The sequence below is a fragment of the Longimicrobium sp. genome (assembly GCF_036399255.1).
Classification (GTDB): domain Bacteria; phylum Gemmatimonadota; class Gemmatimonadetes; order Longimicrobiales; family Longimicrobiaceae; genus Longimicrobium.
Window position 1 is genome coordinate 33,447 of the sequence record NZ_DASWNM010000164.1, and the last position, 23,799, is coordinate 57,245.

Here is a 23,799-nt window from a genome sequence, read left to right on the forward strand (position 1 = left end):
CGGCTGAAGCCGCCGCAACAACCGCGGAAAGCCTCGCAAACTGCGCGAGGCTTCAACAACGCACCGCCGCATCCGCTCGGCGCACACCCGTCGGCGAAGGCCGACATCGCGTTGTCCCAGCCGCGAATTCATTCGCCTGGGTCGCGCGGGGCTGGGCGGCCTCGGGTGATTGGAATCGGGTGATCCATCGGCCTCGGGTGATTGGAATCGGGTGATCCATCGGCCTCGGGTGGTCGGATCGGGTGATCGATCGGCCTCGGGTGGTTGGAATCGGGTGGTTGGAATCGAGTGATCGAGTCGGACGTCGGATGGAGTGATGGAATCAGGCAGTGGATGCGGGAATCGGAAATCTTTTCGAGTGGAGGTGGGGGATGGAACCGGTGTTCAACTTCCAGGGCAATGCGATGCTTTCACGGATGGCCTTTGCGGGGACGGTGCTGCTGCTGACGGAATCACCCCCCCAGAAGTGGCTGCTGATTGGCCGCGAGAACAGCCTCTTCCACTCCCGCACGGCGTTCCGGCTGGCGGGCACCGAAAGGACGGCGGCGCGATGAGTACGATGGAGAGCGGCATTCCAGCGGCGGCGCCGGTGGGCGGTGCGGTGCGGGTGAGCGAGCGGACGCGCGTGGGGGTGGCCGGCGCCGCGCTGGCGCTGGGGATGGCGGGCGACGCGCTGCTGCGAAGCGCGCCTTGGGGGCTGAACCTGGCGCTGTGGACCGCGGCGCTGGCGCTGGCCATCGCCGGACTGCAGCGCTGGGCAGGGACGGACGACGCGGCGGCGGGGTGGATTCCGCTGGCGCTGGGGACGGCGGCGATGATCGCCTGGCGCGACTCGTACACGCTCAAGGCGCTGGACCTGGCGGCGCTGGGGACCATCCTGGGACTGGCGATGATGCGCGCCCGCGGCGGCGAGGTGAAGCTGGCGGGGCTGGCGCACCACGCCATCGGCGTCGCCGCCTCGGCGGGGGACGCGGCGGTGGGCGCGGCGCGGCTGCTGTTTGGCGACGTGCGCTGGAGCGAGCTGCGCACCGACGGCGCCGCGCGGCAGGGGGTCGCGGTGCTGCGCGGCGGGGCGCTGGCGGTGCCGCTGCTGCTGGTGTTCGGCAGCCTGCTGGCGGCGGCGGACGCACGCTTTCAGCGGCTGGTGGGCGGCGTGAGCTTCGACCTGCCGGTGGTGCTGGGGCACGTGCTGTTCGCCCTGCTGGTGGCGTGGATCGCGGGCGGCATCCTGCGCACGATGACGATGGGCGGCGAGCAGCCGGGGCCCAAGATCACGCGGCCGGAGGTGCTGTCGCTGGGGATCGTCGAGGTGGGGATGGTGATCGGGCTGCTGGACCTGCTCTTTCTTTCCTTCGTCCTCGTCCAGCTTCCCTACTTCTTTGGCTCGGGCGCGGCGCTTACACAGCCGGGGACGGCGACGTTCTCGGAGTACGCGCGGCGCGGCTTCTTCGAGCTGGTGACCGTGGCGGGGCTGGTGCTGCCGATGCTGCTGACGGCGGACTGGCTGCTGCGGCGCGAGCGCGCGGGGCACGAGCGCGTCTTTCGCGTGCTGGCCGGCGTGCAGGTGGCGCTGCTGTTCGTGATCATGGGAAGCGGGCTGCACCGCATGCGGCTGTACCAGGGTGCCTACGGGCTCACGGAGCTGCGGCTGTACACCACGGCGTTCATGCTGTGGCTGGGCGTGGTGTTCTGCTGGTTTGGCTGGACGGTGCTGCGCGGGCGCCGCGAGCGCTTTGCCTGGGGCGCGCTGACCACGGCGCTGGAGGCGCTGGTGCTGCTGCACGTGGTGAACCCCGACGGGATGATCGTGCGCGTGAACGCCTCCCGCGCCGACGCGCCCACCCGCTTCGACGCGCCCTACGCCGCCTCGCTGAGCGCCGACGCGGTGCCGCCGCTGCTGGCCGCGCTTCCCGCGGTGCGCCCGGAGCTGCGCTGCATGGCGGCGGAGCGGCTGCTGGACCGCTGGCACACGGCGGACGCGGACTGGCGCAGCTGGAGTCTGGCCCGCGGCCGTGCCCGCGCCGCCGTCGCCAGGCGGCAGCAGGAGCTGAAGTCGATGACGCCGTGCGCGCCGGTGCTCACCACCCTCACCCCGGCTACGGTGGTCGTGCCGGCGTCCCGGCCGGCGGTCGCCGCGCCGGCCACGGACATGGCGATCATGCCGGGATATCAGCACGCGACTGTTCCGCCGGGTGACGTCGTCCCCGCGGCCGTGGCGACGCAGGCGAACGGCGTCGCTCCCACGTCCGGTGCCGCCGCGCCCGCTCTGGTCGATGGGGCGCAGACCGCGGCGCCGATGGCCGGCGCGAAGCCGCGGAGGGCGCCGTGAGCACGCAGGCGCGGCACGCGGAGGCGGCGGCGTCTTCCGTCCACTCGACCGCGCTGGTGCCGGTCTCCACTGCGCTGGTGCCGGTGGTGGGCGACCGTGCGCGGATGGAGGTGTCGCCGGGGTTGCCCAGGCCGGTGAACGCGCACCGCTTCTTCTACGTGCTGGGGTACCTGGGGCTGGTGGCGATCGTGGCGGGGACGTGGACCACCGCGGTGCAGGGCGGGGCGTGGTACGCGCTGTTCCCCATCGGCATCATCTTTGTGGGGCTGGGCGGGCTCGGTGTGCTGATCCACACGCTCTACCGGCCCAACGAGCGCAAGATCCGGCACCTGCTGCTGGCCCTGGCCTCGCTGGGGGTGGTGGCCGCGTCCGCGCCGCTGCTGCAGCGCATCTCACGCGAGGTGCACGCGGCGGCGATGATCCCCCGGCTGCAGCCACTGGCGGACGAGGTCCTGCGCGACGTGCGCATCCGCGACCTCGGCAGGGCGGGGCCCGACCGGGTGTCGCTGAACGGCTTCAACGGCCCGCTGACGGGTAGTGATGGATGGCTGGACGGGCTGCCAAACCAGCCGGAGGTGCTGACGGGTATCTTGATGCGCGACGGAATCTCGCGCGGGGAACTCCAGGCGTACCTGGGCAAGCTGGAGCGCGCGGGGGTGAACGCGGTTGAGCGGGCGGATGGACGGCTCCTGTTCACGCCCGCCAGCGGGGGGACGCACTGGCTGCTCCATCTGCCGCCAGGCGCCGCGGTCCCGCGCCCCCGAACGCCGCTGACGAACGAGCTCCGCCGTTGGCACGCGGATCCGCTGGGCGGCGGATGGTACCTCGTGCTGCCGGGCGAACGGTGAGTGCAAAGGCGGTGATCCGGAGGACCGGGTCACCGCCTTTTGTTCATCCGCCGATGCGCGTCAGGGGTTCGCGGGCGGCGCCGCAGCCGGCTGCGGGACACGGAAGTGCACGCCACGGAAAAACTTCCATCCATCCGCCTCCCTGCGCCACACCTGCATGTCGCGCAGCAGCCGGGTGCTGCGCTGTGCGGGCTGGGCCTGCACTGTCGTCGTCGTCCAGTTCACGCGCACCACGGCCAGGTCGCCGGAGACGATGATCTCCTCGATGTTGGGCGAGGTGGTGACCGTGACGCCCGCGGGAACGTTCGTCATCTCGCGGTACCCGGCGTCGAGCGTCTCGTAGTCCTGGTCGGGGATGCCGGGATACGTCAGGATCACGTCGCGGGAGTAGAGCGCGATGATCGCCGCCGGGTCCTTGGCGTTGAACGCATCGCCCGAGCGAATGACCAGCGCCCGCAGCGCCTCAACATCGTTCTGAGGACCATGGGTCACGGTCTGCTGCGCCACAGCCGGCGCGTGCACCGCCGCCCCCGCGAGCAGAAGGCAGGCGGCAAGACGAAGAAGTCGCATGGGATTCTCTGGAGGATGAAGGGAGACGTGCGGCGGCAGTACGCCTATCCAGGTGAGATGATGGCTGATGGGCGGATTGTTGGATAACGCTCCGCTTTGCAGCCGCATAACAGATCCGCAACGGCATTGGGGTACAGAGGAACAGAGAAAACAGAGGGCCGCTCCAAGGCTTTCCTCTGTCTTCTCTGTTCCTCTGTACCCCACTTCCGTATCTCAGCCCGTCGACTCCTCAGAACGGGCGGGTACGGATGGGCGACCGTTCAGATCGTCAGTCGACGCCGCGGCCGGTCTGCTCCTGCAGCTCGTCGATCTTCTTGCTGGCCTCGGCCTTGGTAAGATCGTCGTCCACCTCCACGTGGGCCTCTTCGGCCAGGGTGTGCAGGTAGCTGCGCTGGGCGCCGGTCATCGGCTGGTCGCCCGTGACCCAGTTGTCCGGGTCCTTGATCATGTTGCCGGGGTTCTCCTCGGCCGTCTCCTGCGTCTTGCGATCCGTCATCGATCCCACTCCCGCGATCGGGTTCAAGTGCCACCATACCAAACGCTTGTCCCTCACCAAGTGCAGGAAGTGTACCAAACAAACACCGAAGCAAACAAATGAGTGTCGGCTGCTCCACGGACCCCTGATCCGCTTGAACGGCGGCACCGCACGTGCGAAGATCAACGGCCCTCATCATCCGATGCCCCTGATCCCTGATCCGCACCTTTTGACGGCATGACGGCAGACATAGATCCCGGTGCCCCGGCCATCCGCTGCCGCGCCCTGCACAAGCGCTTCGGCGAGACGGTGGCGGTGCGTTCGCTGGACCTGGAGGTGCGGCGCGGCGAGTGCTTTGGCCTGCTGGGCCCCAACGGCGCGGGAAAGACGACCACCATCGAGGTGCTCGAGGGGCTGCAGCCCGCGGACGGCGGCGAGGTGGAGATCCTGGGGATGCGCTGGGACCGCGACGAGGCCGCCATCCGCCAGCGCTTGGGCGTGCAGCTGCAGGAAAGCGAGTTTCCCGACCGCATGACGGCCGGCGAGATCGTGCGGATGTTCCGCTCGTTCTACCAGCAGGGCCCCACCCCCGAAGAGCTGATCGAGTTCGTGCAGCTGGGCGAAAAGGCGAACGCGCAGGTGCGGCACCTGTCCGGCGGGCAGCGGCAGCGGCTGTCGGTGGCGTGCGCCCTGGCCGGCCAGCCCGACATCCTGTTCCTGGACGAGCCCACCACGGGGCTGGACCCGCAGTCGCGCCGGCAGCTGTGGGACGTGTGCGAGGCGTTTCTGGCGCGCGGGGGCACCATCCTGCTCACCACGCACTTCATGGACGAAGCGGAAAAGCTCTCCAGCCGCATCGCCATCCTGGACCGCGGGCAGATCATCGCCCAGGGCACGCCCGAGGAGCTCATCCGCTCGCTGGGCGGCGCGCACGTCATCGAGTTCGCCTCCACCGTTCCCGTGGCCGACGAAGACCTGGCCGCGCTCCCCGGCGCCACGAGCGTCACCCACCGCGGCGAGAGCACGCTGATCGCGGTGGACGAGCCGCACCTGTCCGTCCCCCCGCTGCTGGCGCTGATCAACGCGGCCGGCGGCCAGCTGACGGCCCTGACCACCCACCGCGCCACCCTGGACGACGTGTTCCTGGCCATGACCGGACGGGCGCTGCGGGAGGAGTAGGCGGGGGACAGGGGTGGGTCCAGGCACCTATTGTCGGCAGATCGGAGCCGTGCGCTACCGTCCGGCGATTACCTCCGCATCGGTGTAGTCGTTGCACCGCACGATGACGCGGCAAGCCCCGTGCATCAGGGCGGCGGTCGTCGCGGATTCCGAATCTTCTCCCGCCAGAGACACTCCGAGGCATGCACGGTCCCAGTCCCCTGCGCGAGCTTACGCTGGCGCGCATCCGCAGCTTCGTGCGCGAGCCCGAGGCGCTGTTCTGGACCTTCGGGTTCCCCATCATGATGGCCGTGGGGCTGGGCCTGGCCTTTCGCGAGCGGCCGGCGGACCGCGCCGCCGTGGGGATCGAGCGCGGCTCCATCGCCGAGCGCTACGCCCCCGCGCTGGCCGCCTCGAAGGAGGTCGAGGTGACGATGCTCCCCGCCGACTCGGCGGAGCGCGCCATCCGCAGGGGCGACGTGGCCGTGCTGCTGGCCGGCCGCGACGCGCTCACCTACCGCTACGACCCCGCCCGCGCCGAAAGCCGCAGCGCGCAGCTGATCGCCGACCGGGTGGTGCAGCGCGCGGCGGGCTCCACCGACCGCGTTCCCACCCTGCACGACCGCGAGCGGCGGCCGGGCGGGCGCTACATCGACTGGGTGATCCCGGGGCTGATCGGGATGAACCTGATGTCGACGGGGATGTGGGGGATGGGCTTTGGCCTGGTGCAGATGCGGCAGAAGAAGCAGATATTGCGAGGGTTCCTCAGTGAGGGCGCCTTCGAGTTCACAACGAGGAGCGATGCCGGTCGTCGTCGCATGGTGGACACCCCAGCCGCCGGTATGGGTACCCCATGCCGGCCATGCCCGTGACACCAAGTTGTCACGAGTTTTGTCACGGACAATCTACTAGGGAGATGCCGGGGCAGTAGAAACGAAGGACACCTTTGGGCCGGCATGCGCTGGTGAGAGGCGCCTGGACGACTGCTTATTCATCGCCTCAACCACCTGCTTCTCACGGAAGTTCTCACGAGCAGGCATCTGGCTGCCGCGCCACCTCACCGTCCGAGACACGCCTGTCTCAGGTGAGGTACCTCTGCCGCTGTGCGGCTGCCTCTGCAACTGCGACAACGCCACGAACTTTCAGCGTGCGCAACAGTTTTATTACCGTCCTCAAACGACAAAACCCGGGGCATCCCTGGTGCACAGGTGGGCCGGGCGCGGGAGCTTCCGGTCCGGCGCCCAATCCATCCAGGAGGATCTCCATGTCTCGCTTCTTCGGCTTCGACTGCTACGCGTATCCAGGCAAGAGCATCATGCAGCAGTGGTGGTCCGGCACACCGCTCTGGTGCGTCGGGTTCTACCTGGCCCCTGCCCCGAGCCGAAGGGCTGCGCTCCCCGGGAACACGAGCTGGATGCCCGACGGCAACCCCACCGGTCCCCGGCAGGAGCTGGAGGAGATCGGGTGGGGTCCGCTTCCGATCTACTACGGGCGCCAGCAGTCCCACGATCGTTTCAGGGGATCCGACGACCCCGACGAGGTGATCTCGGCCGACTTGGCGCAGGCCGCGCGCGAGGGGGAGGCCGACGCGGTGGAAGCGGAACGGGCCGGCCCCGGCCAGAGTGCCGTGACCCTGGCGCGCCGCGCCGGCTTTCCACCCGGCACGGTGCTGTACCTGGACGTGGAGCAGGGGGTATCTCCCGACCCCGCGCACGGCGACCGGCTGCGAGACAACACCATCGCGTACGCCTCCAGCTGGATCAGAACGCTCGCGGGGGAAAGGAGCTACCGCCCGGGCATCTACTGCTCCGCGTACGCGGCCCAGCAGATCAGGGACAGCGTGCCGGGCATAGACGTACGGTTCTGGGTGTACCGCGACGCGGAAGCGACGGACTGCAGGATCCCCGACGGCGAGCTCCCGCCCTGGGCGAACGGGGCATTTACGGCCGCCGACGTCTGGCAGTACCGGCGGGAGTGCCCCTCCGGAACCGAGATCCTCAAGGGCATCGTCACTCCCTTTCCCCTGGACCTGAACACCGCAGCGTCCGCCAACCCGGCCGGCGACAGCAACCTGGGCAGCGCGACCGCCGGCGTCACCGTCGTCCGGACCAGCGGCCCGCTTTCGGCCGAGCACTGCCTAGTGTCGCCGAACGTGCTAGCCGCGCTGAACGGCGACGGCGAGATGCAGGACGCGATCGACAGCTTGGCGGCTGGCCGGGGGTTCCAGCTCCGCGTGCGGCGCAGCGCGGCCGACTACGCCCTGTACACCGTGACCGGGACGCACGGCGCCGAACCGGGGCTGGTGCAGATGTCGGACGCGGGGGTCCAACGCATCGGCGCGTCGTTCTCCGGCCCCGTGATCACCGCGACGGTGGACCGCCGCGTGGTCGATATCCTTCCCGCGGCGGAATTCACGGAGCACCTGACCGGTTCCGGCACGGGGACTGACCTGGTGGTCATCGCTCCGCACGGGGGAATGATCGAGGAGCACACTGACACGCAGGCAGAGCGGATGCTCCAGCGGCTAATGGACCTGAACATCGCGGGCGTGGACGGCGTGAAGTGCTGGACCTGCAAGGGGTATCGAGCCGGGGGCGGAGCCTCCGCCAGGTGGCACATCACCTCCGCGGACATCTCCGAGCACTCCTTCCCGATGCTGAAGAAGGTGATGCAGCCCTTTCGCTACGCCGTATCGTTCCACGGATTCCGGGGAGACGGTTCCCCGCGCGAGAGCGGGCTGCCTCCGGGAACAGAGATCCTGATCGGGGGGAATGCGTGGGGAAAGAACGCGAAGGGCTTCAACCGCACGGAAGAGCTGCACGTGCTGCAGGAGCAGATTGCCAGCCGGCTACGGGAAGCGCCAGACGACGTTCGCGTGGCGATCGCGGCGCCGGGGAGCGCGCTGGGCGGCAGCAGCCGCGACAACATCGTGAACCGGCTCAGCAGCTGCGGCATCCAGATCGAGCAGTCGGTGGCCGCGCGCGAGTCGTCCAACGACGACCCCGAGTACGTGGGCTTCGGCTTCGACCTCGTGGCGCGCGTGGTGGCGGAGACGTACGCGGCTGCGCTGCGAGACGGGCTGGCGAATCCGCATTCCGGCGAGCAAATCACCGATCCGATCGCCCTGGGCATGTCGCCAGCCGCGGGTACGTCGCCAGCCCCGGCTGCGAGGCCACCGCATACGATCCGGCGCAAGTGAAGTGCGGGGAGCTGCGGATCGTGCTGATCGACGACCATGACGTGGTGGGTACCGGGCTCCTCGTGCTGGTGAAGAGACAGGTATTGCCGGGCTTTCTCAGTGCGAGAGCCTTCGCATAACCGATGAACGCCGCACAGGCGATCGTGGTGCGTTGCTCGTACCACTGGCCGGGATGAATGCCCCATCCCCTCCATGCTCGTGACACCTTTCTGTCACGATTCTGTCACGGACAAGGTCGAGAAAGGCCTCAGAATCCGCGGCGGAAAACAGGCGCAGAACCCCACCTTCTACCTCTCCCAACCCACCCAGTCTACCCGTCTAGATCAACCCCGCCCACATCCACTCAACGGCACTCGGCAGAAACCTATGGCACGTCTTGATTATTTCGATCTGCGCTATGCCATCATCGCGACGCAGGGACTGGTGGCGCGCCGTCACGCCGAACTCGCCCTCAAGCGACTCAGCGGAACTCCAGACGAGATCCGCACGCTCGTGCTGTCCGAACTGGAGCAATCCCCCTTTGGGGACGATGAGGTCGAGCGCGACACGGCGTTTCCACGAGATTTACCTGCTGGAGGACGAACTACCCCGCTTGGAGCTCTATGGAATCGTGTTCGTGCTTTTTGCCGTGTTCGAGTCAGTAGTTAAGCGTCTCCCGGAAGCGAAGTGGCTCCCGTCAGAGGAGGGTGCGGATTCTCTAAGGGCCAAGCGAGGAGACTTCATTTCGAACGCGGTCCGCTATTACCAAGATAAGCTTCAGGTGCCGCTGTTCGATGATGCGAAATCAGAAGAGTTCATGCGCATGCTGAATGATGTCCGGTCGGCAGTCGCGCACGCCAACGGTGAGATAGCGATGCTGAACGACAACGTGGAGCGCCGTATCCGGGGACAGTGGATGAGGAGATTCCAGGGGTTGGGGATCAACGATGGCCACTTGGTCGTCGAACCAGAACTTGTCTTGCGGGCAGCGTACGTTGTGGAGAAGTCGTTGCGTGGGATCATCACGCGTCTGAAGCAGGCGTACCCGCGAAGGGACCCCGGAACCTGAGGCACACGGGTCCCCTCCGGAGGTGCCATACGTCGGCGTGCCGATTTATTCGAACAACGCCAGTTGATCAGGCTGGAAGGATTCTTCGACCAGAGGCTGGATAAGGCCGGAGACGACACCAAGCTCCGGCAACCCGAAGAGCTCGCCCCAAGGACGCCGAGGGACCAGCGGACCCACCATACGGTCGAGAGTGCCTCGATCGACTAGTTCCACTACGTAGCCCCACCGCCTCGCGTCCGCGGCAGCCTGTACGGCTGGTTTGGTAAACGCCGTCGCCGTGCTGACGACAATGCCAGTTTTCCCGTTCTCCAGCACAAGCGTGCCGAGGAGCTCACGAATCGTCGAGACCGGCTCATGCTTTGTGTCCAGCGCACGCCGCTTCACCTGGATGAGCGTGCGACTCCCGCCTCCGGTGATCAGCACTACGTCGACCCCACCGTCGGCCGTCTTTCCCACGTGCTGGACCTCGCAGAGGGCATGGTTCGCCCGGTAGACATCCGCGACAAACCGCTCCAGGGCCGGAGGCGTGACCGCGTGCCACCGTCTGGGACACTGGCGCAGTGCTCGTGCGAGTTCGACGGAACAGCCTTCCGGGAGGTCCGGCGAGAACCGTCCAGCGACCGAGGTAGCAACAGCGTAAAGTGACGGGTCCATGCAGACGTAGTTCGCAGACCAGAATCTCCAGTACGCACATCGCCAACACATCTGCAGCCCAAAGCCGATCAGGTCACCGTCCCCCTCCATGTACGACTCGGGATCCACGGCAGGAATTCCGCAATCAGCCATGGCCGTACGGCAGAACGGGCACTTGCCGGGCTGGGCTTCCCGCCCGGCCATGGTCCTCAGCAAAGCGCGAGCGTTCGCAGACACGAGCCGGCGTGGCCGATCACCACGCAGGTGCCATCCATCGCCGCTGTCGAACGCGATATCGAACTCGGAGTGACGCACGGCTCGGTCGCTTCTCATCAAGACCATCTCCCCGCTAGGGCTGCAGTGCCCACCAAGACATGCGCAACGGCAGCAGCCTGGACCGGCGCAAACCCGCCGCGACTGGCATACCGTCGGCAAAAGCGTACCGTCCTCACAACATCCTGTAGTTAGCTATACCGATCCGCAATCTTTTGGTGTGTCAGGCTAATGTCGCGCTGTGCGACCGGCAAGCAAGTCTGGCGTGACCGCCTCACCCGCATCGATCACGCAGCCGCCGACCTAGACCTTAGTCACAACAGAGAGATCCTCCGGGCACGATAGGGCCCCGAGGATCTCTCTGCATCCACCTAGTTGGCAAGATCACCTGAGCACAGCTCGAAAACGGGCCTCGCCCACCTCAGAGAGCGAATAGTGGGAGCACGGGCCTGAACCGACGTACGGCCACCGCGGATGCGGTCCGATAGTCCCGCGGTTGCCGTCGTAGGAGAGGAACATCTCACGATCTCGAATGCCGCTCCACCCCGTCAGCAGATCGACGACAATTCCTACCGCAGTCGAAGCAAGCACCCCGTTCGGCCAGACCACCTGTGGCCGCCCGCCGGCTGCGCCGTAGTTTGCCGCCTCGCGAGCCAATCGCTCCTCGGTGAGGAACCCGAGGCAATGCATGCAACGGTTTCCGGGAAGGGAGACGATCACCTGCCCCGCCATGCGCGGCGGCTCTCCATCAACCACATGCACGTCCATGCCGATGTCGACGTACGGGATCAGGAACCTCCGGCAGAATGCCTCCAGATCCCGCCTCCCCGCAAACGTGTCCACCGCGCCGAGCACGATGTCGCAGCCAGCGAGCACATCCGCGTGATCCTGCCACGTTTCGGGAAACACCTTCAACTCGTCGTCAGCCCGCAACCCGGCCGCAATCCGTCGGGCGATGCCGATTTTGCGCGTGCCTTCCTCCGCGTCCCAGACGGTGGCGCCCACCATACGGTTGAGGTTGCTCCACTCGGTCCGATCGTGGTCGAAGACGCGAAGGCGCCGCGCCCCGAGATGCAGCAGTTGCTGGACGGTGTGAGAGCCCCCGCCACCCATCCCTACGACTCCGATGCGTGCCTTCGCGAGGATGTACTCAGCGTCGGGACCGAGAAAACCCTGACGCGAGAACCGTCCGTCCCCGTGCCCGCGGACCTCGCCGGGCCAGAACATGGCCATGGGGTCACCGATGATCGAGATCTCTGCCGGCACCACCAGTTCCAGCTCCCCGGGCAGCCGGACCCACGCGTGAGCGGCGTCCTCGCTCAAGACCAGCATGCCGTGAGCGAGGTTCGGCCCTGCATTCGCAAGGCTCTCGACGAGCCGCGGCTGCTCCCGCCGATCAGTCCCGCTGAAGCCGGGCACCCCTGAGTGGGGATGGACATGGACGTGGAAGATGCCGTGCCCGGTATCCAGGACCCGCTGCATCGCGTCGCGGATCGCCCGGCCGTCGATGCGTGCACCGACGTGCTCGTCTTCGAGGTACCGCGTGTCGTCGAGACCATCGTACGCGCAGCCAAGGAGCACATGCTCGCCCGCTTCACCTCGTCCCGTCGCGACTGACAGGAAACCCACCCGTTCAGCAGCGTGGGGGTGCGGGCGCGTAAGGTCGCGCTTCATGCGGTCGAAAAGCTCGCGCTGAATCCGCAGCCGCACGGGGCCGAGCGGCGGCTCGGTACGCGTGGCCGTGGCGATCATGCCGCCCTCCGCGGACGAACCGCGTCCAGGTGGGCGGATACCATCTGCGCGAGGCGCAGCCCCTCACGGGTCCTCCACGACACGGCGTACCACCGGCGGCCGAGGATGTGGTGCACCGCGTTCCAGTTCAGAACCGTTCCGCTCTGAACCTGGGCGGAGAAGTACAGCCTGGAGGGGTATCCGTCCCGCGCCGCCGGGCACAGCAGCAGATCGACCTCGCCCGGGGTGCAGCCTTCCGGCAGCCGGTGGGCGGGGATCATGTAGAACGTGACCCCGCCTTCATCCGCCTGCTGCACATCCGGGAAGAGGGCGGCGAGCTCCCTGACCTGCTCTTCCGCATGCGCCATCACGCCCTCCCGTCGTCGTGCGAGGACGCGCTGTCACGCGGCTGGCTCAGGAACCGCTCACCCCCCTTGATTACCACCGCGGCGCTGTCGGCGAGCACTACGAGCTGCCCGTCCACGATCTGGACCAGTTCGTCCGCCAGCGCCACGCTGCCCACGCGCTTGATCTCCTGCTCGGCCTGGTGCCCCCGGTGGATCATGCGAGGCGTGTTGTTGATGACGATTTCCACCTCGTCCTGGCGGTGCTCGTCCGAACGACCCTTCTCCTTCCCGGGGGACACACCCCCCTGCTTCACTTCCTGGCTCATTCATGCCTCCGTGTCGCCCGCCAAAGAGCGGGTCGTGGTTGGCACCGGATCGCACACCTGCCAGCTCCGGCGCCGGATTATCCTGCCTCTTGGCAGAAGTCGTAACCCTAAGGGTTATCGACACGGACGAAGTTAGCGCCGGCGGGCTCTGCGGTCAAGCGTGAGCAATAACCCTTGGGGTGAATTGAAAATTACGCAGTGCATCGCTCCGCGCCCGTCGTAACCGAGCGGCGGACTAAAACGTCCAGCAGTGAACGCGTATGTATCGGGGAGGAATAGGTGGAGATACCACTCAGGAGCGTGAGCCCATCATGCCCGGATCGAACCGCTGCGGGCCGTCTGCAGGTTCCGGAGGACAAACCCCCTCCCCAAAGAACAGCAGGGCCGCGCGGGTGCCCGCTCGGCCCTGCTTAAGCATCAGCCCGCCTATCTGCGCTCACATGAGCCGGTACACCCGATCCGTGATGGCCAGCACGGCGCGCGACAGCGTCCCCGCCGGTGCGCCCAACGAGGCGGCAAGGTCGGCCGCCGTGGGACGAGTCGACTGCAGGAGCGCCGTCATGCCTGGCGATCCCCGACGAAGCATCGCTCCAAAAAGGGGGTCTGCCTCGGGGAACGCCGCCAGGACTACACGGCGCTCCAGGGGCGTGAGCGAGGGATCGTCCACCAAGCGTTTGGCAATGTGAGGCTGAACTTGCAAACGGTGCGAAACCTCGTCCAGGCTCCGCTGCAGCCGGGCCAGCACAGTTCCAGGACCACGGTCAGTTATACCAATTCCAACCGACGAGAACGGGTCATCGGGACCGCGCACCGCCTCCCATTCCTGTATCGCCTCTCCAAACCGGATAGAGTTCACGGTAGCGCGACCTTTGTCCCTTCTCCTCCTGGTCGTCATCTGTGGCCGGAGGTTCTCGAGGATGTCGGTCACTGACGGAGCTGCTGCGGGCGGCAGCGGCGTTTCACGGAGTTCGTCAGCCGTAGCGGTCCAAAGCAGCCAAGGACCGGAGAGCAACATTCGCGACGTGACACGCTCCGCGAGCGAGTCCGGCGCCACCAGACCTGGGTTCGTGAAGCTGGCCGCCGTCACGGCGTCACACGCCGTCCGCAGCATGGGCGGGACCCTCATCGCACCGGCGTTCTCCACGACCCAACGAATGTCCCCAAGTGCCTTCTCCGAGTGGCCTTCTATGGCCCAGCGCGCCACCAGCGCCCATCCCAACGCGAGCACATCGGGGTGCCACCCCAGCATCCAGAACAGGTTGTGGAACACCGTCCGCATGAGATCGGGGTCGATCCGGGGCCGCCGCAGATGCAGGAAGGCGCCATATAGCCCCAACATGGGGTTCTCGAACTTCGCCCCCATCATCTGTGTGCGCTCCGCGCCCGGCACGGCCCGCCCGTCCGCCAAGGCTCTGAGCGCCACCTCCGTCAGATACAACTGCCGTTCCGCCGGACGAAAGCCAACCCCCGCTGGCGCCATAAACACGGATCCGCGGGCCAGGTCCGCCTGTCGCCGCCGCTCGTGCCCACGACCGTAGCTGCGAGCGAGGAGGAACACCTGCGTCTGCCACCCTCGGCACAGGTGCACCACCTGTTGCACGACCCCCTTGGTCGCGGTTTCCAGCCGCAGGAGATACACGCCGGGATCCAGATCGGCGTGCAGCGACGTCCAGTGACCTTGGGCGTCGTACCGCCCGTGGGAGTCGTCTCGGGCGCCGGCACGCCCAAGGTCGTACAGCAGCCTGCCGTCCAGCCGGTGCAGCGAGAGCCCGGCAGCCGGGTTCTCGCCGGACCAGGATTCCTCCTCGTGGTCACGGACGAACAGGAAGAGGTGGCTTCCCCCGACCTGCTGAGGTGGCGGAGGGAGGGGCGGCTCCCGCGATTCACGGGCGGCAGGGCCCATCTGGTACTCGTGGCTAGTGCTGCTGCCGTCCATGGGCGCGGCCGACGCAACAGGCAGCCGCTCGTCCAGGAATACCTCACGCACCTCCCCTTCCGCCACCACAGCGATGCGGGAGCGCGTTTGTGCGCCGGTTCGGAACTCTACCTTGTACGCGCCGGGCACCACCTGCACCTCGACCCGCCCCAGGTTGTATGCCAGGGGAAGGGGCTGCAGCAGCCCATCGTAGATCGCCACCTCCACGTGCTCGGCCTCGCCTGGCTCACAGATCAGCAGGGCGGTGGCGCCGGGCATCTCATAAGCGGACATGGTGATCCCCCGTCTCCGTGACCTCCAAGCTGTCTTCCGCCACCTGCTGGCCGCCCTCCATGACCCGGAAGACGTAAATGCGGCCGGGCACCAGGTCCACTGCTATCTGCCCGCCGTCCAGCTGGCGTGGCGCGATGTCCACCAAGGCCATGCGGTTCCCAGCATCTTGGACAGTAAAGCCGAGATCCGGCCGGGTTAATTCGACGACCACCGTCACCCGTGGCGGGGGACAACCCTGACGCAAGACAAAGTCATCGATTACACGTACGTCAGGACGCTGGTCCGTTCCCGGCAGGCGTAGCGCCTCCACTTGCCGCACCACGTACCGCTTCAGGCTTTCCGCCGTGATCCGCCCGTCAGGCGCCGCTGCCTTGCAGGCCAAGCCGTCCAAAAGGGCACGAGTGAATACGCCCCCAACACTTCCATCGCCCTCGTCGAACACCCGCTCACGCGACTTCCTACCAAAACCCGTAGCGAACGCATACAGGATCTTCACCCGGTGGGCAGCCGCAGGGTCTGGTCGCGCGCGGAACGGGAAGTATGCGTCGGGAAGCTCCCAGTCGTGGTCGCGACAGCAGTCCATGAAAAGCAGCACCTCGTCGAACAGCGCGGCAGCGCGGAAAAAGTTGGCGTACCGGCTTCCCGCCAGGTACTTCACAGCCACGGCCGAGGTGGTAGGGACCAGGAGTCCTGCCTCATCCACGTCGGGGCCGATCCCATGGCCAGCCATGAACAGGTACAGCCGCCGCCCGATCCGCTGATCCAGCCCCGGCGACCGCCTTGCCACCAGGTCGATCATCCAATCCACCAGTTCTTCCAGCCCCGGGGCCCACGGCTCTGGGGAGGAGAGAAAGACTCCGACGTTCTCCTCCGGCACGTCGCCCCCCACAGGACTCCGCAGCCACCCCAAGAAGGCGTTCGCATCATTCTTGGCCCCGTCCAGAGCATCCAACGACCGGTAGTCATTGATGCCAACAACCAGGGCGAAATCCTCGGTGTTCGGCATAGAGTACGTCAGAACCCGTGCTGGAGGATGTGCGCCAGGCTTTCACGCATGGCTTCGTCCTGATCGTCGAAGGAGCCGTGCTTGGGGCCGGTACAGCGCCGGCCGGGACGCGGGTCGTCCACCCCGGCCCACACGCGCGCGTCCGGCCCCAGGTACGCCGCCACCTCGCGAACGTCAGGGCGGTCATACGGGCCCTCGGCCGAAAAGTATCGCTGCATCCCCACCAAGGGCATATCCGGCTCGTCCTCCTCCAGCACGCCGGAGACGAAGTACAGCAGGGAGCCCTTCATGACCGGCGGGAACTCCCAGTATGCCCGCTCCGCCTCGTCGGAGAGCCCGAAGGAGCGGATGTTGGCCACGCGACGGCGGAACAGGTCCAGCCGCTCGTGAAGGAAGGGAAAACTGCAGGCCGCAGCCAAAAAGACGACATCGAACTTGCAGTCCTCCGGCAGCACGCGGTCGGCAGCTTCGAGAAAGCGGCCGATGTATATAGCTCCCGTGCTGTGCCCCACGAGCGTCACACGCCCTTCCTTCGGCCAGTGTGCAGCCAAGCGCTCCAGGAACGCGGTGCCGCCATGGACGGCGCCATCCTCCCCGAACGAGTCCAGGGTGTCGTTCTTCATGGCGTTCCACACCAGCACGCCCACGTTGTCGATGTACAACGCACGCAGCACCTCCTCGACCACGGTGGCGTAAAGCCCGTGATCCCGTCCGGAGCTGTACCGCCGCACAACCGCCTGCACCACCTTCGCCCCAAAGCGGGCCAGGGTAATAAGGGTGGCGAAGCCTCGGGCACCCGGCTCAGGCGTCTCCTCAGCGATTTCGCGGAGGATGCTAGCCGACATCAGCGTGGTGGTGGAGCCCCGCACAGTTGACGAGCCGCGGGTCCGCAACTCGGCCTCGATGGCAGCGGGGTTTCGCAAACCAGCGGCGATCCTCTGCGCCTCCTCGTTAATCACACGGTCCGCCGCCAGTTCCCGCCGTGCCTGCTCCTCCTGCTGGGGCGTCAATTCGTCCAGTCGTGACAGATCAGGACGCAAAGCAGCCGCACGATCATCCAGCGCCCGCTCCAGCGCCTCCAGGTCGTCCTCCCGAGGCAGATCCTTGAGAGAGGGAGGATCCAGCGTCTCCGTGCTGCGCGCGCCTGGCGGGAGCAACGACTCCCCGAGCTTTCCCAGCACCAACTGCCCCACGCGAAGGACCAGCCGCCGGAACGCCCGCTCTTTCGCGATCTCGTCCAGGTTGCGACCCACGGCCGTAAGCAGGTCTGTGTTCCAGACGAAGAACACAGGATGAGTACCGGCGTCGCGGTAGGTGCCCAAGAGCACGCTTCCTGAAGCGTGCGCGCCCTCGCGCGACACCAGCCCACCGTGAAAGTGCACCACCAGGTGCTTCCCGGGGTGGGCATCCAAACGCTGGAATACGTTGTCGAGGTCTGCCGTCGTGGTCTGCGCGAACCGGCCGTCCACGAGGTCGAGGAAGTGTTCAGGAGGAAGCTTTACGTCGGGCATGATGGGATGGGCAGCAGAGGAGGGGACGAATTCTATTCTCCTGTATTAAAGCGGTAACAGGCCGTTGGCAAGCGTGTCGGCCGGCGCACTCCGCTCCGGGTCCGAGCGCCCCCCCTGCGGTGCAGCGGCCGGCCGGCTGCCGCGCTTACTTCCTCTCGCCAACAGCAGTGCGGTGCACACCTCATCAAGCAGCAGCATGTCCGGCATTTCCGGGGATGGCTTCCGCACCGACTGCCTGAGCTTCCGCCAACTGGAGGTGCTCTACTTCATAATCAAAACCGATTCCGATCCGCTTCATCGAGGCGGCAACCTGGAGGGATGTACCCGTTCCGGCGAAGGGATCGAGGACGATTCCGCGGCGCATGCCCTGCCTGCAGCGGCATGACGGCTGGAATCCCACGGTTTTGCGCAACGGGAAGGTGAACTCACGGAAATACCCTCCCAGTTTCTCTTTAGCTTCAGCAGCGAGGACTTGGATCAGGTCAGTATTCTTCCCGGCCCCAGTCTGCCACTGCTGAGCTTTGCCGGCATCGCAGATCCCCGTGGCTCTGATGGCGCGAATGTGGTCGTCGGTGATCCCTCGCTCGCGCGCGAGCTCCATCGCACGGCGAGCCTGCGGTCGTGCGGGGTTGAGCTCTGCGGTGGCCTCTACGCGCCGACGCTCCGGCCGGCCGCACCGCACGCATGCGCGTCGGGGACAGGCAAGGTGAATCGCTCGCTCCGCGATCTCAGGCGGAAACGGCGCCAGGTGCCGTGTTTTGTTGGGGCGTAAGGGAATCGTCCACACATCTCCCGAGTCAACCCGATCGTCCATGGACTGCAGATAGCCGTCTAGATCGTAGAAGTAATCCGCGTTCGGTGTCAGGTGGAAGATCGCCTCATGACGCGCAACCAGGCGCGTGCGGTGCGGAGAGGGCATCCCTGATGGCTTGGCCCAAACAATCCGGTTGGGAATGAGCCACCCTGCCCGGCGAGCTGCGATTTCCAGATGGGAAGGTACGCCTGCCAAGCTCCCGTCGACGTACGTGTCTCCAATGTTCAGGAACACAGAACCGGAGGCGGTCAGCACTCGCCGGAGCTCACTCAACACACTCAGGAGTGAGGCGACGTACTCCTCGACCGTTCGCTCCCGTCCAATCTGCTGGGGGAAGCCGTAGTCCCGCTTCTGCCAGTAGGGAGGCGAGGTGACCACGAGGTCGACGGAGGAGTTTGAGAGAGGCAGTCGGCGCGCGTCGCCGGCAGCCATGTACATCGTCCGGCTGGGGCGGAGCTTCTGGCGTGCAGCCATGCCTGGATGCCTAATGGATGGTGGGAGAGCCGAGACGGCTCGACGAGCGGAACGGACGGCGGGCTTGGGCTGCCCCCGTCCGTTCTCCGCTGATCCGGTTGAGACGCGAGGTGGGTCGCGCCTCACGGCGCAACAATCTAATAGCGGCTCGTCGACTCGTCGAGAGGGCGGGGGCTGGCGCTGGATGTAAAAGCACGGCTGAAGATGACTGAATGTACATCCGGGACTGCCACACACTCCAGAAACTTCGGTTCTCCCCTTATATTGTGTGCTTCTACCCGGTTGTGCTCCATCAGAATAGCCCGCCATGCCTTCGCCGATCGTCCTGGTCACCCCGCCGGTGAGCCGTGCTCCCTCGCTTCGTTTGAGCAAGCGCGCGCTATCTCTGTTCTTCCGCGTTGGGTGCGAGCGGCAGTTCGTACTGTACCTCTACAACGATCTCGCGCGCGAGTGGAGCGGTATGCCGCCGCGCCAGGTCGGCCGCGCAGGGCTGGGATTGGTGGGACGCGCGGGGTACGAGCACCAGGACGAGAGAGTGCGGGAGATCCGAGCAATCTTCGGCAACAATCGTGTTCACATCAACCCCGCGACAAATGGATCCGGCCGCCCCAACCCACTCCCGCTCGCGGAGGTACTCGGTTCGCTGAACCCCTATGATTTCGTGGTGGAAGCGGAGTTCGAAGGCGATACGAGCATCTTCCGGCAATCTGTTGGGCTTCAGGATATTCAGGATGTCTACGGAAACAGCTTGAGCATAAGCTCCCTCCAGCCTGACCTCATTCAGGTCCTCCCCTCGCTCGCCCAGCACGTCATTGACGACTCTACCGTGTCGCCCCGGTTTCGCGAGGAAGTCCTTCCGGACGGCAGCACCGTTTTGATGGATGCCGTCACCGACACGCGGAAGCGGCTGAGGGTGGCAGACATCAAGATGACCAGTGAGCCTGGCGCTCACTACTTTGCGGAAGTGGTTTTCTATTCGATGGCGCTCGCAGCATGGCTGCGAGAACACGGGCTTGCTGACGAATACGCGGTGGTAGCTGCGCCGGCGGTGCTTCCGGGATCTACGAATGATTCGCACCTGGTGACGCAAGCGAGGGCTTGGGCGGCAGCGGGCCGGGTCCCGACCGCGCCCGAGTTGTCGGCCGCCTTCGAGTCTGATCTGGAGATCGCGGCCGTCGAAGCCTATGCACCGCGAATCCGGGAACTGCTTGCTACACGTCTTCCGGCGCTCCTCACTCACCCCTGGGAAGAACTGCCCTACCACGTCAGCTTCCGCTGCAAGGGGTGCGAATTCCTCGGTGATCCCCACATCCGCGGCAAAGGCGGAGTTCCGACGCAGGACCCACGACACTGCTGGCCCGACGCCGATCGCACTCACCACCTTTCGCGCGTCGTCGGGCTGACGCGTGGCGCCAGCGAAGTGCTCCGCGCCCACGATGTCCCTGATGTTCCTGTGCTGGCCCTGCTGGCACCCGGGGGTAGCTCGTCTGAAACGCAGCAAATGGCGCTGCAGAAGCATCACGGCCTGAAGGCACGCCGTACGATTTATCCGTATCGTGCGCACGCTCTTGAGCAAGCCCTCGCGGGCGTGATCCCTGACAGCGGTGGTGACGCACTGATGCCGCAATGGCCTTCGCTGCGGCTGTACCTGTTCATCGACTACGATCCCGCGACGGCCAGGACAGTCGCAATGGGATGCCGTGCGAAGTGGCACGAGCCGCGTCCGTTTGGGCAGCAGGGGGAGGTCCGGCGGTGGGGCGGCAACGCGGGAGGTCAAGAGGTCTGGCTCGCGGACGATCGCACGGGGCGCGCTGAGAAGCGCGAGTTCCTGGCTTTCCTGCGTCACCTGCAGGGAATTCTCCAGTGGGTGGCCAGTCAGGATGAGCAAGACACTCTAGCTGGCCGCCGCGACAAGAAAACAACCAAAAGCACGTACCAGATCTATCTCTGGGACGAGGCGCAATACCGGCACTTCGTCCGCCTGGCTTCGCGTTACCTCGCAGACATCGTGGCGGATCCCGGAATTCGCCACCTCGCGTGGCTGTTCCCACCTCCCGAACTCCTTCCGAACCCTGACGACGGATCCCGGAGAAGCCCGTTCACGCTGGTCCACGACGTGGTGCAGAACACAGTTGCTCTGCCCACCCCTTATCACTACACGTTGATCGAGGTAGCCCGGACGTTCAACTCCACAAATCTCGGTGCGCCTTCGCTGCATCCGCTCTATACAGAGTCCATGAGCAACCTGGTACCCGCCGAGCGAATCCATGAGTACTGGGATCTGAACCGCGAATCCCGATACCGCCGCGAACATGGGGAGCAGATCGAGGCGACCAATCGTAAGAAGATATACGCACTGGGTCTGGTGGTCGCCTCACTGGAGCGCCACTTGCGGGGGCAGTTGTCACGTCTCTCGGCGCCGAATCTCCCGAAGAGGCAGCCGCGTTCGACCGGCCTTTCCCCTGAGGGGTACCTGTGGGCGGAATTCACCCAGTTGAACGCTGCGGTGGAATCCCTCGAGGTGCATCGCGTGCGTGCTATGCCTCCGCATGAGCGGGAGGCACGCTTCCGGTCCGCTTGCTTGGTTCGCCGCCTCCGAGGTACTGAGCGACTCACCGCCCTCGCAGCGCTGTCCAACTCGGTCCCGAACGGGATTGCGCCTGGACCGAACCTCCTCGTCTACGAACTCAACGCGGACTCGCGCGAGTTCAACGCGCGTCCAGGAGACTTCAGCTACGCGCTCTCGCCTCGCGGCGCCGCGGGCTTTCTGGATCAGCATCCCTACCTGTTCACACAGGGCACGTCCATCAAGGCTTGGGGCGATTCGATCGAGCAAGCTCATCTCACCGAGGTGACAGTCGAAGCGATTGATCGCACCAATGGAACGATCGCCCTTCGGTTAGGGGGTCGCAGTGCGATCCGCGCTCTCGCGCGATCCGCGCGCGATCGCACCACCGGTGCGCGGCTGGACTTCAATGAGGACATCGTTCTCGATCCCGTGCACCAGGATTTCCTGACAAGCAAGGTCCGGCTGACCCTGGCTGGAATCGGGAATCCCGCTATCGCCCTGCATGACGATCGCACACTCGAGGCGCTTGGGCTCCCTCGCAACACTCAGCCAGGCACCGCTCCCGTGCGGCCTGCTGCCGAGGTGCTGTGGGACGCTCAACAGTTAGCAACAGAACCGAGCGGCAGAGACGTAGTGGCACTACGTGCCCAATTGGAACCTGCATTGGCAGGCCACGGACGCATTCTCATGCCGGACCAGTGGGGGGCATGGGAAACGGGACTGCGCCAGCTCCTCACGCTGATCTGGGGCCCTCCAGGTACAGGAAAGAGCTTCACGCTGCGTGCGCTGGTGCTGGGAGCCGTTCTGGATGCAGTTGCACACGAGAAACCACTACGGCTCCTGATTTCCGCCAACACCTATCCAGCGGTGGACAACCTGCTCCTGCGCTTGCAAGACGATCTCCGAACCCTGATCCCGGCGCAGGGCGAACGCCCATACAGGCTTGTGCGCGTGCAGAGCAGCTACCGGGCGGTCGAGCACGACTTTGTGACTACGTACCCGGATGTGGAGAATATCGAACTCAACAGAAGCAAGCCCAGTGCAGCCGCCTTGGCGCTGCGGAACAGCCTGGAGCAGCCGGGGCCGAGAGAGATCGTGATCGTCGGCGCTCCAGCGCAGCAGATGTACAATCTGGCGACCGCGGGGGGCGGAAAGCCTACCGCGCAGCATACACAGCGAGAGTGGTTCGACCTGATGGTCGTAGATGAGGCGTCCCAGTTGGATGTGGCTTCAGCAACCCTGGTCTTTTCCACGCGTGCTAGAGGGGGCGGATGCGTTCTCGCCGGCGACGACCTGCAGTTGCCCCCGATCCACCAGGCAGTGCCGCCGGAAGGCCTCGAGGCCGTGGTCGGTTCGGTGTACAACTACATCCGGAGGCGGCAGAACGTGGATCCTGTCCCGTTGAATGCGAGCTTCCGCTCGAACTCAACGCTGATCGATTTCACCCGCTCGGCCGGCTATGATGCACACCTGTACGCGCATTCGCCAGCGCTCAGGATCCGGCACGATGTGCCGAGCACCCGTCCCGCCGACTGGCCGGACCAGCTCCCCTGGAGCGACGATTTCCACCGCTTGCTCAATCCCGAGCATCCTGCGGTATGCGTGGTCTACGATGATCAGATGAGCGCGCAGAGCAATCCGTTCGAAGCGGATGCCGTGGCCTCGCTCGTGTGGCTTCTTCGGCGGCATCTCCATCGTGGGCTGGCTAACGAGCTCAATGCCCATAATCAAGTTGTCCCGGTTCCGGAACCGACCGCACCCTATGCTCCGGCTGAATTCTGGCGACGTGGCATCGGAATCGTCGTCCCGCACCGTGCACAGATGAGCCTGATCGCCGGTCGGCTTCAGGCACTCTTCCCAGGGGATCCCGCGACGCAGGTACGAGCTGCGGTGGATACGGTCGAGCGATTCCAAGGTCAGGAACGTGATGTCATTCTCGCGTCCTTCGGCCTCGGAGATCCAGATGTGATTGCAGCGGAAGAGGAGTTCCTTTACGACCTGCGGCGCTTCAACGTGATGGCTTCGCGGGCACGGGCCAAGCTGGTAGTCTTTGTCACTCGCTCGTTGGTAGAGCACCTATCGAACGATTCGGATATCCTGAATGAATCGCTTCTAATCAAACGGTACGCCGAGCAATTCTGCCAGCCTGCAGGTGTAGTCCGGATCGGCGATGTGGAAGGAGAGCTTCGCCAGCGTTGATCTGATCGGCTGCTGCAAATTGTGTGAGCGGCCCGCTCCGCGACAGCGCGGGGCGGGCCGCTCACAAACGGCAATGTATC

At 65.9% G+C, this 23,799-nt stretch carries 18 protein-coding genes; 8 read left to right on the top strand and 10 right to left on the bottom strand.

The genetic code is table 11. The annotated features are described in order from the left end of the window. Positions 1-371 precede the first annotated feature (371 nt). The 3 genes from VGC13_RS31090 to VGC13_RS31100 are packed head-to-tail and all read left to right on the top strand — an operon-like array spanning position 372 to position 3,177. On the top strand, positions 372-554 hold the full coding sequence (locus VGC13_RS31090) for a hypothetical protein (protein ID WP_331129243.1): 183 nt from the start codon (positions 372-374) through the stop codon (positions 552-554). Next, positions 551-2,329, top strand: a complete 1,779-nt coding sequence (locus tag VGC13_RS31095; protein ID WP_331129244.1) for a DUF4153 domain-containing protein — start codon at positions 551-553, stop codon at positions 2,327-2,329. The genes VGC13_RS31090 and VGC13_RS31095 overlap by 4 nt, the downstream gene beginning before the upstream one ends. Next, a complete protein-coding gene (locus VGC13_RS31100; RefSeq protein ID WP_331129245.1) occupies positions 2,326-3,177 on the top strand; it encodes a hypothetical protein in 852 nt (283 codons plus the stop codon). Before VGC13_RS31095 ends, VGC13_RS31100 begins: the two co-directional genes overlap by 4 nt. 60 nt (positions 3,178-3,237) lie before the next feature. Here the strand turns inward: VGC13_RS31100 and VGC13_RS31105 are convergent, their stop codons facing one another. Then, positions 3,238-3,747, bottom strand: coding sequence for a nuclear transport factor 2 family protein (locus tag VGC13_RS31105; RefSeq protein ID WP_331129246.1), 510 nt, complete (start codon positions 3,745-3,747; stop codon positions 3,238-3,240). A 268-nt stretch (positions 3,748-4,015) separates the two neighbouring features. Further along, complete coding sequence (locus tag VGC13_RS31110) at positions 4,016-4,243, bottom strand: DUF3072 domain-containing protein (RefSeq protein ID WP_331129247.1); 228 nt, start codon at positions 4,241-4,243, stop codon at positions 4,016-4,018. Between the two features lie 216 nt (positions 4,244-4,459). Between VGC13_RS31110 and VGC13_RS31115 the strand changes: the two genes are divergently transcribed. The 4 genes from VGC13_RS31115 (at position 4,460) to VGC13_RS31130 (ending at position 9,627) form a co-directional block, all read left to right on the top strand. Beyond that, entirely contained in the window at positions 4,460-5,401 is a 942-nt protein-coding gene (locus tag VGC13_RS31115) for an ABC transporter ATP-binding protein (RefSeq protein WP_331129248.1), read from the top strand. Between the two features lie 182 nt (positions 5,402-5,583). Continuing rightward, positions 5,584-6,252, top strand: coding sequence for a hypothetical protein (locus VGC13_RS31120; RefSeq protein WP_331129249.1), 669 nt, complete (start codon positions 5,584-5,586; stop codon positions 6,250-6,252). A 392-nt stretch (positions 6,253-6,644) separates the two neighbouring features. Next, the gene (locus VGC13_RS31125; protein WP_331129250.1) at positions 6,645-8,579 is read left to right on the top strand and encodes a poly-gamma-glutamate hydrolase family protein; all 1,935 of its coding nucleotides are present in this window, start codon (positions 6,645-6,647) and stop codon (positions 8,577-8,579) included. A gap of 529 nt (positions 8,580-9,108) precedes the next feature. Further along, the gene (locus VGC13_RS31130; protein ID WP_331129251.1) at positions 9,109-9,627 is read left to right on the top strand and encodes a hypothetical protein; all 519 of its coding nucleotides are present in this window, start codon (positions 9,109-9,111) and stop codon (positions 9,625-9,627) included. A 45-nt stretch (positions 9,628-9,672) separates the two neighbouring features. Here VGC13_RS31130 and VGC13_RS31135 read toward each other — a convergent pair whose 3' ends face one another. The 8 genes from VGC13_RS31135 to VGC13_RS31170 all read right to left on the bottom strand — a co-directional run bounded on the left by VGC13_RS31135 (position 9,673) and on the right by VGC13_RS31170 (position 18,915). Further along, a complete protein-coding gene (locus VGC13_RS31135; protein ID WP_331129252.1) occupies positions 9,673-10,389 on the bottom strand; it encodes a restriction endonuclease in 717 nt (238 codons plus the stop codon). Positions 10,390-10,917: 528 nt separating this feature from the next. Further along, a complete protein-coding gene (locus VGC13_RS31140; protein WP_331129253.1) occupies positions 10,918-12,285 on the bottom strand; it encodes a ThiF family adenylyltransferase in 1,368 nt (455 codons plus the stop codon). Next, positions 12,282-12,632 (bottom strand): hypothetical protein, encoded by a 351-nt coding sequence (locus tag VGC13_RS31145; RefSeq protein WP_331129254.1) that lies wholly within the window; start codon positions 12,630-12,632, stop codon positions 12,282-12,284. The genes VGC13_RS31140 and VGC13_RS31145 overlap by 4 nt, the downstream gene beginning before the upstream one ends. Next, positions 12,632-12,937 (bottom strand): hypothetical protein, encoded by a 306-nt coding sequence (locus VGC13_RS31150; protein WP_331129255.1) that lies wholly within the window; start codon positions 12,935-12,937, stop codon positions 12,632-12,634. The genes VGC13_RS31145 and VGC13_RS31150 overlap by 1 nt, the downstream gene beginning before the upstream one ends. Before the next feature lie 436 nt (positions 12,938-13,373). Next, positions 13,374-15,131, bottom strand: coding sequence for a hypothetical protein (locus VGC13_RS31155; protein ID WP_331129256.1), 1,758 nt, complete (start codon positions 15,129-15,131; stop codon positions 13,374-13,376). 1 nt (position 15,132) lies between these two features. After that, a complete protein-coding gene (locus VGC13_RS31160; protein WP_331129257.1) occupies positions 15,133-16,152 on the bottom strand; it encodes a caspase family protein in 1,020 nt (339 codons plus the stop codon). Positions 16,153-16,160: 8 nt separating this feature from the next. Next, on the bottom strand, positions 16,161-17,663 hold the full coding sequence (locus tag VGC13_RS31165) for a hypothetical protein (RefSeq protein WP_331129258.1): 1,503 nt from the start codon (positions 17,661-17,663) through the stop codon (positions 16,161-16,163). Positions 17,664-17,847: 184 nt separating this feature from the next. Continuing rightward, positions 17,848-18,915: a site-specific DNA-methyltransferase gene (locus VGC13_RS31170; RefSeq protein WP_331129259.1), complete on the bottom strand. Its 1,068-nt coding sequence runs from the start codon at positions 18,913-18,915 to the stop codon at positions 17,848-17,850. Between the two features lie 343 nt (positions 18,916-19,258). Here VGC13_RS31170 and VGC13_RS31175 point away from each other — a divergent pair, with 343 nt between their 5' ends. After that, the gene (locus VGC13_RS31175) at positions 19,259-23,719 is read left to right on the top strand and encodes a DEAD/DEAH box helicase (RefSeq protein ID WP_331129260.1); all 4,461 of its coding nucleotides are present in this window, start codon (positions 19,259-19,261) and stop codon (positions 23,717-23,719) included. The last annotated feature ends 80 nt before the right edge of the window (positions 23,720-23,799 follow it).